General features: G+C 72.8%; 10 protein-coding genes. All 10 read right to left on the bottom strand.

What is annotated here, in order from left to right:
• Nucleotides 1-111: 111 nt before the first annotated feature.
• Nucleotides 112-666: a TetR/AcrR family transcriptional regulator gene (locus AC07AB_RS34320; RefSeq protein WP_478575484.1), complete on the bottom strand. Its 555-nt coding sequence runs from the start codon at nucleotides 664-666 to the stop codon at nucleotides 112-114.
• Nucleotides 659-1519: an alpha/beta fold hydrolase gene (locus AC07AB_RS34325; protein ID WP_478575487.1), complete on the bottom strand. Its 861-nt coding sequence runs from the start codon at nucleotides 1517-1519 to the stop codon at nucleotides 659-661. Before AC07AB_RS34325 ends, AC07AB_RS34320 begins: the two co-directional genes overlap by 8 nt.
• A gap of 236 nt (nucleotides 1520-1755) precedes the next feature.
• Nucleotides 1756-2589, bottom strand: coding sequence for a DUF1206 domain-containing protein (locus AC07AB_RS34330; RefSeq protein ID WP_478575490.1), 834 nt, complete (start codon nucleotides 2587-2589; stop codon nucleotides 1756-1758).
• A gap of 259 nt (nucleotides 2590-2848) precedes the next feature.
• Nucleotides 2849-4087, bottom strand: coding sequence for a cytochrome P450 (locus AC07AB_RS34335; protein WP_478575492.1), 1239 nt, complete (start codon nucleotides 4085-4087; stop codon nucleotides 2849-2851).
• Nucleotides 4088-4089: 2 nt separating this feature from the next.
• The gene (locus tag AC07AB_RS34340; RefSeq protein ID WP_478575495.1) at nucleotides 4090-6102 is read right to left on the bottom strand and encodes a condensation domain-containing protein; all 2013 of its coding nucleotides are present in this window, start codon (nucleotides 6100-6102) and stop codon (nucleotides 4090-4092) included.
• Nucleotides 6099-6794: a 4'-phosphopantetheinyl transferase family protein gene (locus AC07AB_RS34345; RefSeq protein WP_478575498.1), complete on the bottom strand. Its 696-nt coding sequence runs from the start codon at nucleotides 6792-6794 to the stop codon at nucleotides 6099-6101. Before AC07AB_RS34345 ends, AC07AB_RS34340 begins: the two co-directional genes overlap by 4 nt.
• Nucleotides 6788-8332, bottom strand: a complete 1545-nt coding sequence (locus AC07AB_RS34350) for an MATE family efflux transporter (protein ID WP_478575500.1) — start codon at nucleotides 8330-8332, stop codon at nucleotides 6788-6790. Before AC07AB_RS34350 ends, AC07AB_RS34345 begins: the two co-directional genes overlap by 7 nt.
• Complete coding sequence (locus AC07AB_RS34355; RefSeq protein ID WP_478575503.1) at nucleotides 8325-9482, bottom strand: acyl-CoA dehydrogenase family protein; 1158 nt, start codon at nucleotides 9480-9482, stop codon at nucleotides 8325-8327. Before AC07AB_RS34355 ends, AC07AB_RS34350 begins: the two co-directional genes overlap by 8 nt.
• On the bottom strand, nucleotides 9479-10153 hold the full coding sequence (locus AC07AB_RS34360) for a hypothetical protein (protein ID WP_478575506.1): 675 nt from the start codon (nucleotides 10151-10153) through the stop codon (nucleotides 9479-9481). The genes AC07AB_RS34355 and AC07AB_RS34360 overlap by 4 nt, the downstream gene beginning before the upstream one ends.
• Nucleotides 10150-11031, bottom strand: a complete 882-nt coding sequence (locus AC07AB_RS34365; protein WP_478575509.1) for a hypothetical protein — start codon at nucleotides 11029-11031, stop codon at nucleotides 10150-10152. The genes AC07AB_RS34360 and AC07AB_RS34365 overlap by 4 nt, the downstream gene beginning before the upstream one ends.
• Nucleotides 11032-11257: the final 226 nt, after the last annotated feature.

Consider the following 11257-nt stretch of genomic DNA (forward strand, 5'->3'; position numbering starts at 1 on the left):
CTGGGTTTTTCGTACAACTGAGGGATTTCTTTCCTGTTGTCCCGTGGTGTTGTCTGTGGGGGCGGACGTGCCCTCCCCCCCCCACCGGTGGCGCGGCGCCGCGCGTGCGATTCAGCGCGGTGCCCGCAGACCCGCGGTCAGCACATGAACCAGCAGGTCGAAGCTGTCGTCCAGGCTTTCGGAGAGGTTGAATCCGCCCTGGGCCTCCAGGACCGCGAAACCGTGGATGGCCGCGCGCAGGCAACGGGCCGCGTGGATCGCGGCGGAGTCCTCCATCCCGTAGGCGCGGAGGGCGGCGATGAGGATGTCGACCAGCCGCTTCCCGGCCTCGGCGGTCTGCGGGGTGGGGCTCTGGATCACCGCCGAGTAGCGGTGCGGGTGCTCCTGTACGTAGCGGCGCCACGCTGTCATCAGCGCGCGCACCGCCTCATCGGCGGAGCGGCCGAGCGTGGCGCGCCCGGCCCGGTCGGCGATGTCGTCGACGATGCGGGCCGAGACGAGTGCGCGCAGCTCGGCGAGGTTGTGCACGTGCTTGTACAGGGACGGCGTACTGACTCCCGCCCGGCCGGAGACGGCCGACAGGGTCAGGGCGGCGGGGCCGTCCTCGTCCAGGACCCGGAGTGCGAGGTCGACCACCGCGTCGGTGGACAGCGCCGCCCTAGCCACGGGTGTCACTCCCGGCGACCTCCACGACGGCCGCGGCGACCTCGTCGGGGAACTGGATGTGCGGGTAGTGCCCGGCGCCCTCGATCATCATCAGGCGGCCGAGTCCGGCGGGCAGCGCGGCCACGATGCCCTCGCCCTCCGCCTCGGGATCGGGCCAGTCGGGGTCGAGCGTGCCCATGAGGATCAGCGCCGGGCACCGGACGTCGGCGAGCCGGGCACCGGCGACGGTCGAGGCCCCCATGCCCGCTTTGCCGACCAGGGCCATCCGGCCCGGCCGGCGCAGGTCCTCCTCGACGGAGGCGAGGAAGTCGCCGTAGCCGGCGGGCTTGGCGCCCGGGGTGGCGTGGTCGAGGTACCGCTTCCACAGCGGGACGCTGCGGAGCAGGATGGCACCCAGGAGCAGGGCGGTGCCCTTGCGGTAGCGGGCGTGGGTGGCCAGCGCCCGCGCGGCGATCTTCTGGGGGCGGGTGAACGGGCCGATCTCGACGACGGCGCGGACCAGTTCCGGCCGCTGGGCCGCGGCGACGGTGGCGGCGCCGCCGCTGAAGGAGTGGCCGACGACGACGGCGGGGCCGCCCAGGTGCCTGATCAGGGCGAGGATGTCGCCGGCCGTGTCGGTGTGGGTGTATGACGCCCAGTCAGCGCTGGACGCGCCGTGGCCGCGCACATCCATCCGCGCGACGCGGAAGCCGGCGGCCGCGAGGCGGGCGGCTACTTCACGGTAGGCCGTCCGGTTCTGCCCGATGCCGTGCGAGAGGACGATCAACGGGCCCGCGCCGGAAACGTCGTACGCCAGCCGCCCGCCGTCGGACTCCAGGAACTCCGTCGCGTGCGCCTCGTGGTTAATGCTCATAGCCAATAAGCTATGGGCATTAACCAACGTGCGTCAACCGCTACCGACGGGCAGGAAAGGGGACGGCTCTGGCCGCCGGCGGTAGTCGGTCGTGACGTTGTCGACGTCAGCGTGGAAGCGTGAGGACGGGGGCTGATCGCCGCAGGCGGTGTGGGGACGTTGGGAGCCGCCGTCGAGGACCGTGCCGGTACCGGCAGATTGGCGGCCGTTGCGGCCCGCTGTTCACGAGCGGCTGTTCACAGGCGGCGCCAGCGCGCGGAGGCGAAGGAGAATACGCCGAAGAGGATCAGGCCGACCGCGACGGCGACCAGGAGCCACGGGCCCGCCGGGGTGTGCGTGAGGCTCCGGAGGGTGGCGTCCATGCCTTTGGCCTCTTTGGCGTCGAACCGGATGGCCGCGATCAGGATGAAGATTCCGGCCGCGGCGAACACCAAGCCGCGCGCCACGCCCCCACCCACTCCCAGGCCGGTGACGACCTGCCGTGTGCGGCGGCTCACCGTGCCGAGATCCAGCTGCCGGAGGAACTTGCGCATCGCCGCCCGTATCGCGAGCACCGCGCCGATGCCGATCAGAAGACAGCCGCCGGCCCCCACCAGCACCTGGCCGTACGACAGTTTCAGCACCGTCGCCGTCCAGTCCTTCGACTTCGCGTTGCCGCTGGAGCCCCGGCCGCCCCCGGCGGCGAACACCGCGGTTCCCCAGCAGACCGATCCGTAGAAGACCGCCCGGCCGCCGTCGAGGAGCCGCGAGGCGGCCTTCCGGCCCGTCCCCCTGCCGAGCACCGCGCGAGAACCCCGCCACAGCGCCATACAGCCGAATCCGACGACCAGCGCCCACAGCATCACCTTCCCGAAGGGCTGCTCCGCGACCTGGTCCAGCGCCCCTTGGCGATCCGCGGACTCCCCTCCGTCCCCCAGGGCCATGCGTATCGCCAGGGCTCCGATGAGGACGTACACGACACCGCGCGCGACGAAGCCCGCCCGACCGGCGGCGGTCAGCGTCTCCTCCTCGGCGGCCCTTGCGGCGGAACCCGCACCGCGGCCCCTCCCTTGTGCCTGAGACGACGTCACAAGCTCCTCCCCAGCGGCATGGGTCGCGCGTTGCGCGTCCTGGCCCCCGAGTGCCCCCGTACGAAGGGCTGATGCGCCTTACGGCCAAGCAACTTGTGCACCGCCAGCGGCGCTCGGCCGGCATGCGAACCGGCCCGGCGCCGCCGCCGTGACCGCCGTTGCCTTGGCCTCTCCTCAGCCGGGAGTCGCCCTCACCAGACCGGCCCCGCTGCCCGCGGGCCCACGCACATCACCACGCCGCTCAGCGCTCTCGCCACTCTCACCACTCCACGGGGAGGGCGTTGACGCTGAAGACCAAGCCCTGGCGTACCGGGACTTCGTCGAGCGGGACGGCGAGCCGCAGATTCGGGAAGCGGGCGAAGAGCTTGCGCAGCGCGACCTCGATGTCCAGGCGCGCGAGGTTCTGCCCGATGCACTGGTGGACACCGAAGCCGAAGGAGACGTGGTTGCGCACGCTCCGCCGGAGGTCGAGTTCGTGGGGCCTGGTGAAGACGTCCGGGTCGCGGTTGGCCGCGGGGTTGAGCAGGACCACCCCGTCCCCGGCCCGGATGGTCACGCCCGATGTCTCGATGTCGGCGGTGGCGACGCGGACCATGCCCCCGGTGACGGACAGGAAGCGCAGCAGCTCCTCGACCGTGTCCGGCCAGTGCGCGTCGTCGGCGCGCAGCCGGGCCCGTTCGCCGTCGTGGGTGAGCAGGGTCAGGACGGCGAGCGCGATGGTGCTGACGGTGACGTCCTGACCGGCGACGATGAGGACCGTGCCGTAGTGCGCGAACTGTTCGGCCGTCAGCGTTCCGGCGCGCACCTGACGGGCCAGGTCGTCGAGGAGCCCTCCCCCGCCCTCGGCGCCGCCGGGCCCGCGCTGCTTGGCCGCGCAGAGGGACAGCAGGTAGTCACCGAGGTGGGGTACGGGGTCGAAGTTCCGGTGGATCAGGTCGTGGAAGCGTCCGCGGTCCTCCTCCGGGATGCCGAGCATCTCGTGCATGCTCGCCGTGACCACGGGCCGGATGTAGGCGCCCACCAGCTCGGTGCTCTCGCCCCGCGGCCTCGCGGCCAGCGCGTCCAGGCTCGCGGCCGCGGCCTCCTCGATCGCGGGCCGCCAGCTCTGCACCCGCTTGAGCGAGAGGCCGGGCAGCAGGGCACGGCGCTGCTCGGCGTGCAGCGGCGGGTCGGTGCGCAGGAGCGCCCGCATCGCGGGGTGGCGGTCCGGGCGGCCGAGCGCCAGCAGGCGTGCCAGTTTGGGGAATTCGGCCTTGTCCCGGTCGACGGTGAGGCGGCCGTCCGCCAGGAGGGAGCGGATGGCCGCGTGGCCGGTCACCGCCCAGATCTCGCGCCCGTCGTAGAGCCGGATCTTCGTTACGGGGCCGCGCGAGCGCAGGTCCTCGTACTCCTTCGGCGGGTGGTAGGGGCATTGCCGCGTCAGGGGGAGGCCGGGGAGGTCGGCGTCGTGCTCGGTGGTGGGGGCTGTGCGGAGGGCGTTCTCGTCGGTGCTGTCCATCGTCACTTCCCGGTAGGGGCGGTCGGGGAGAGCTTCGCGGCGACCGCGCCCAGGGGCAGCGGCCCCAGCAGGTCGGCCGGGATGATGCCGGTGAATCCGAGCGTGTGCAGGTGGTCGGTCACCAGGGGCGCGAGGGCCGTCTTGCCGCCTGCCGGAAGGTAGGGGGTGGCCATGTCGGCGGCGTGGCCGGGGCATTGGGCGATGACGGCTGCGGCGATGGCTCGCTCCTCGGGGGTGCGCGGCGGTACGGGGTCGGGCGGGAAGCCGTCTCCCTCGGCGGTCACCGGAGCCTTGGCCCAGGCTTCCCGGGTGCTGTGCCGCGGGGTGTCCGCGCACACCACGTACCAGTGGGGCAGGACCAGGGAGGGGTTGTCGACCAGGGCGGACGCCAGTCGCGTACGGAGCGCCGCGGGGGTGGTCTCGCCCGCCACGTAGGCGACGAGCCGGGCCTTGCCTTCGGCGCCGGCACAGTCGGCGTGGTCGGCACGGTCGGCGGAGGCGCCGGTATCGGCGCCCTCGGCGAAGACGCCGGCCGTCGCGACGTGCGGGAGCCCGCTGAGAAGCGCGGCGCACGCCCGCGTGTCCGTCCACGCGTGGTCCACGAGGGCCCAGTTCGGCCCGTACTCGCGCCGGGGCAGGGCGAGTCCGTCCTGAACCTCGCGGACCGGCCTGTCCATGGGCACGGTGGCGTCGGCCCAGCCGGCGATCAGCGCTCCGATGCCGCGCAGGGCGCGCGCGATGCGGTCGCCGTCGGTGACGGAGGTATGGCCGTGCATCGACAGGGTGACGCCGTCCTCGCCGGTCTCCACCGCGAGGTACAGGTCGGCGCTGTTGTCCTGCCAGTCGATGGGCGCGCTCTCGATGACGAAGTCGTCCACCGCGCCGCCGCCGGTGAGGTCCTGTGCCGTGGTGCCGTGCTCCGGACGGGCCCTGGCGAAGTAGTTGTATGTGACGCCGACCCGCAGGTTCATGCCGCGCTCGTGCCCGGCGCGGGCGCGTTCCTCGGTCATCTCCAGGGAGGAGTAGCGCGCGTACCGCTGCGCCGCCAAGACGGCGCGGAACACCTTGGTCAGCAGGGACGCCGACGTGTCCGGCGCCGCCACGTCGAAGACGACGAGCGCGGGCTGGAAGAAGCAGCCCACCGCGGCGGACAGCAGGGGGTCGGCCCTGTTGGCCGTGTCCATGGACACGACGCAGTGGTCGTTGCCGGAGAGCGCGGACAGCGCGGCGCCGTAGGCCGCGAGATAGACCACGCCGGGCGCCACTCGGTACTCGGCCGCGACGTGTTCGGCGGCCAGCGGCAGCCGCCGGGACTTCAGGACCACCCGCTCGTACGGGCTCGGCGGGGTGAAACCGTCGAAGTATCCGACGGGCGCGGGCCGGTAGTCGGGGAACATGCCCTGCGGGATCGTGCGGTAGCGGTCCCGCCAGTACGCGCGGGCGCGCTCGCGGTACCGGGCCCTCTCGGCGGAGGCGTCGAGCTCGGCCTGCTCCCGGGGCTGCCGCGCCCGCGGCAGCGGCACGTCGTCGTGGCCGGCTTCGATCAGGGCGAGGAACGCCCGTTCCAGGACCATCCAGCTCTGTCCGTCGATGGCGCTGTGGATGGCCGTCACCACCACCCAGGCTCCGCCACCCGCCTCCCTGATCAGGGCGAATCTCACCGGCCGGTCGCGGGCCGGGTCGAAGGGGCGGGCCGCGAGGCGTTCCGCGACCGCTGGGATGTCCGCCGCGTCGCCCTCGACGCACAGTTCGAAGGCGGCGGTCCACGGAGGGCGGACCGCCTGGACGGGGGTGCCCGCGTCGTCGTGGAGGAAGTTGGTGCGCAGCGACTCGTACCGGCGTACCAGGGCGGTGAGCGCCGCCAGGACGGCATCGTCCGAGTGGTCCGCTTCCAGGCGCCAGGGACGGGTGATCTTCACGCAGTCGCGGGTGGCCCCGTAACCCGGGACGTCGAAGTACAGGAACCAGTAGTGTTCCTGGCCCCAGAGCATGGGCGCCCATCTGCTCTCGTTCACCGCGGCTCCCACTGTCGGATCGTCAGGTGTGCCGGCGCCTCGCCGTCCAGGGCGAGCGCCGCGTGGTGTCCAGGCGGTGCGGGGACGTCGCGTACGGCCCAGACGCCCGGCAGCCGCCCGGTCGGGTCGTGCGCGAGGACCGCACCGAGGGCATGGGGCGTCCCCGTGACGGAAAGCCGCAGGCCGCGCCCGAGCATGTGCGTTCCCGCGGCCTTGGTACAGGCCTCTTTCCTCGTCCACAGCGACAGGAACACCCCGGCGCGGTCGGCCGCGGCGGCGCCGGCCACCATCGCGCTCTCCTCGTCCGTGAAGTACCGGCGGCTCAGCGCCAGGACGTCTGCGGGCTCGCGTTCCCGCTCCAGGTCCACTCCGACGTCCCGCGGGCCGGTCACGGCCAGCAGGGCCCGTCCGCCGCAGTGGGACAGGCTGAACCGCAGCGCGGTCTCGTGCCCGGCGATGTGCGGCTTGCCCCAGCGGCCCGTGCGCCAGCTGAGCCGCGCGGGCGGCTCGGACAGGCACCGGCCGATGATGTGGCGCGCCGCGCCGCGCGCGGCCTCGAACCGGGCGCGCAGGACGGGATCGGGGATACGGGCCGACCGGTGGCGTTCTTCCTCGCTCAGCGCCGTACGCAGCCGTGCCGGGGCCGCGTCGAGATCGATGCCCCAGAGGTGGACGGTGTCGGTCCTCAGCACGCGACCGCCTCGGCCGACTTGGCGTTCACGACGAGTCGCCGTATGAAGGCGGCCGCCACGACCAGGGATATGGCGCTGACCAGATTGTTGACGGCGACAGTCCAGTAGAGGCCGTCGGGGCTGTCGACGAGGGTGACGACCCAGCTGCCGACCACGACGTTCCCGCCGAAGTAGACGATGTTCAAGATGATGGCGCGCCATCCGCCGCCGATGTGCTCAAGCAGGGTCAGAGCCACCAGGGCCGGCCCCTCGATCGCGTAGGTCAGGCCCACGATGCCCAGGTATCTGCCGGCCACCGCGGCCGCGTCGGCATCGCCGGTCATCAGTTGGCCGATCAGGTCCCGTCCCAGGAACGCCACGACACCGATGACCGCGAAGACGGCGAAGGACAGCAGAAGACCGCTGCGGTAGGTCGGCGCCACGGACGCGTACGAGCCCGCGCCCCGCTGTTCGTTGATGACGATCGCCGTGGCACCGCCGAGGACGAGCGCGGGCATGATGATCAGGCTCTGTACGGACGCGGCGGTGGAGAAGCCCGCCACGGTCGCCTCGCCGAAGGGCCCAAGCACCCAGACCAGGGCCAGGCTGTAGAGGGAGATGATGCCGAGTGTGGCGCCGACGGGCAGGCCGACGGACTTGACATGGCGGAGCGTGTCAGGCTGCCACGGGGCGCGCTGTCCGCGCTGCCAGAGGCCGAGGCGGCGCAGCAGCCACAGGCCCACGGCGGTGCCGGCCGTGGCGCAGACGGCGGCAGCGATCGGCAGGCTGTACATCCCGAGGCCGGTGCCGAGGCCGAGCCAGGCCACGAGGGCGATCTCCACGGCGGAGCTGACCAGGGTGAGGACGAGGCCCTGCCGTGCGAACCCGAAGCCGCGCATCGCCGACGCGCACAGCGCGGGTCCGAACCCCAGCAGGCTCACCACGGACATCCATCTCAGGAACCAGATGAACTCGTGCTCGGAGGAGTGGGGCACGTGGAAGAGGGCGGCGAAGGCGGGTGCGCCCAGGGACAGCACGAGGGCGAGCAGAGTGCCGACGACCACCCAGACCTTCATCATGCTCACCGTGAGGGGGAAGGCGTCCTCGGGGGACTTCTTCCCCTTGCTCATCGAGCAGGCGACCTGGGTGCTGACGGCGAGGGCCGCGTTGACGGCGCTGAACACTCCCCCCAGGGGCAGGAAGAGCGAGCGTACGTACAGGGCGTCGGTGCCCATCCGCCCGACCATCGCCACCAGGATCAGCATGGTGAGGTAGCCGACGATCTCCCCCATGACCATGGGGACGGCCAGGCGGCCGATCCGCAGCGAGCCGTGGGCGGGCGGTGGCTTCGAGGCCGCGGGGAGGGGGGTGTCCGCGGTCTCCCGCGCTCCCGTTGTCCGCCGTGAGTCTTTCCTGCGGTCGTCCTTGCGGTCGTCCTTGTGGTCGTCGGCCACGGACTTGTGGTCGTCCGCTATGGGCTCGTGGTCGTCGGTCACGGACTTGTGGCCGTCCGCTACGGACTTGTGGCCGTCCGCCATGGGCCTCTGGTCGTCAGCCATGGGAGCCGCCCGAGGCGAGACCGTTGAAGATGCTGAGCCGCTGGATGTTCTCGGTGCCTTCCATGTACTCGATGCCGCGGGCATCGCGGGCCAGTTTCTCCAGCCAGGGGTGGTCCAGGCGCGCGCCGGGGCCGAAGAACTCCAGGGCCTCCATGGTCACGTCCTCGGCGAGCCGGGCGGCGCGGAGCTTGGCCATGCAGGCCGGCTGTCCGGCGGAGACGTTCGCGTCGACGGCGGCCGCGGCCCGCCGGGTCAGGCGGCGCACCGCCTCGATCCGGCGCTCCATGGCGTCGAGCCGGTGCTGTTCGTCGTGGGTGAGGGTGCCGCGTTCGGCGCGTACGTACTCGTGCGCGGCGCGGGCCAGGCCGACGCCCATGCTCGCCACGACGGGCCGCAGCAGGTTGAAGGTGCGCAGCCAGCCGGCCATGCCGCGCCGGGTGGGCGACAGATGCCTGCCCAGGGCCCGTTCGGGGGCTATCTCCACCGAGTCCAGGGTGATGGCGCCGAGTTGGGCGCCCCGCAGGCCCAGCGTGGCGACGGGCCGCGCGGTGAAGCCGGGCGCGTCGGCCTCCACGAGCACCGCTTCGACGCCGAGCGGCCCCCTTGCGGTCCGCGCGAACACCACGCCGATCTGCCCCCTGACCGCGTTGCCCACGTACTTCTTGGAGCCGTTGAGCTGCCGGGGGCCGTCGGGGTCGGCGCGGGTGAGCGAGGTGGTCAGGCCGGCGGCGTCGGAGCCGCGCTCGGGCTCGGTCAGCGCGAAGAAGGTCCATGTGGGCTCGGCGAGGACCCGGCCGTAGAACCACTCCTTCTGCCCCTGGTCCCCGAGCGTGTCCACGAGGACGCCGGTCATGGGGGCGCCGGGGGCCGCCAGGGCCGTGGGGAGGTCGCCCCAGGCGGCCTCCTCGTAGTACACAACGCGTTCGAGGGCTGTCATCAGGTGGAATCGCTCGCCAGAGATGGTGAGCGGATCCGGGTTGTACTCGGGCGGTATCTGCAGAGTGGCGAGGCGGCCGAGGCCGGGGAGGTGCAGCAGGCGCGTGGGCAGGGTCGGGTCGCGGTCCACGTCGAGGGCGTGGGGGCGCGCCTCGGCCCACCACTCGCGGGCCTGTCCCTGGAGCAGCCGATGGCGCCGGTCGAGTTCGATCACAAGATGGCCTCTGGTTGTGCGTGGTGGTGGCAGGCGTACGCGTCGGCGATCAACTCGGAGAGCAGGGCCGTACGGCCCGGGCCCTCGGCGGTGAAGCCGAACGCCCCGAGGAGGCGCAGCAGCGTCCGGTCGGCGCCGGTGATCCGTTGGTGGACGTCGCCGAGGGTGGCCGGGTCGTGCGGTACGGCGAGCAGTACGGTCTCGGCCTCCGTCTGGTCGGTGACGGCGTCGGCCAGCGCTCCTTTGACCAGCTGCTGGCGGAGGAGGGGCGCGTCGTGGACGGTGCGCTGTCCGAGGTGGTTCAGGCAGGCGTCGAGCAGGCTCCGGGACAGGCCGAGGCGCAGCCACGCGAGTGCGTTGGCGCGGCCGTCCGGCAGGGGGGCGGCGGCGGTGCGGACGGCTGCCAGGCCGCTGTCCCGCAGCGGTGCCGGGAGCAGTTGTTCGGCTTCGGGCAGCTGCTCGGCGTCGGGCAATCGGTCGGCGTCGGACAGCCGGTCGGCCGGGGCCACGGCGTAGCCCGCCGGGCCGCCGAGCAGCGTGCCGTCAGGGAGGTCGCGGTACAGCTCCTCGACGGCACGCAGCGCCCCGGAGGTCCGCGCGACCGCGCTGAGCCGCTGGTGGAATGCGAGGTGCCCGAGGTCGGCGCGCGTCTCGTCGCTCTGCGACGTCATGGGGTCGTCTCTCTTTCGTGGCCGGTGCCGCTCCGGCCTTCGTGACCGGTGCCGCTCCGGCCTTCGTGACCGGTTCCGCTCCGGCCTTCGTGACCGGTTCCGCTCCGGCCTTCGTGACCGGTTCCGGCCCGCCTTTCGTCGCCGGTGCCGGTCTGCGTCGCTTCGCCGCCCTCCGCGACGTCCACCCGGCACAGCCCCAGGTAACCGAGGCCCGCGTCGTAGTCGGCGAGGACGACGGCCCGGCCCGTCCCGCGCAGTTGCGGCAGCCGGTCGGCGAGCACCGACCAGATTCCGGCCGCGGGCCTGCCCGGCGGGACGGTGTGCAGGTCGACGCCGTCGAAGGCCCCGTTCCAGTGGCCGGTCAGGCCCGCCCCGGCGATCAGCATGGGCCGGCCTGTTCCGCCCGCGGCCTGTGCGAGGTACGCGGTGAGTACGGCCGACACCTCGCCGGGTCCGACCCCGGCGCGCTGCTCCGATGTGAGGGCCCCGAGTCCGCCCGAGGCGTCGAGGACCAGCGCGACGGCCGTGTCGTACCGGGCTCGCAGTCGCTCGGGCACCGGGCCTCGGTGGCACACGGCGCTCTGCTCGGCGATCAGGACCAGTGCGCGGCGGCCGTCCTGGACGGCGACGCCGCTCGCGGCCATGCGCAGCGCGGCGAACGGCGACGTCGTTCCCTGGTCGGAGACCGCGAACGCCAGCCCTGTACGGGTCGTGGACCGCGCGAGACGGCTCATGGGCCAGCCGGGCGTCGCGTCCGGGGTCGCGTGCGCGAGCAGGGCGAGATCGAAGCCGTCGTCGTAGGGGGCGAGTTCAGCCAGCATGGCCGAGACCATCGAGGCGTACGTCGTGCGCCCCTGGGCGAAGGCGTCTTCGTCCACCGGGAGCCCGCCGGATGCGACGAGGTCCGAGAAGTACTCCCGGTCCTCGTCGTCGAAGGTCTCACCGCCGGCGAACTCCCGCCGGTGCGCGCACGCCAGGCGGAGTGGGGGGGGGGGGGGGGGGGGGGGGGAAGAAGGGGGGGGGGGGGGGGGGGGGGGGGGGGGGGGAAAAGAAAAAACGACGGGGGGAGAGGGGTGAAAAAAAGCCGCGTTGAAAAACGCTTGG

This window comes from Streptomyces sp. NPDC044033 (assembly GCF_056434425.1).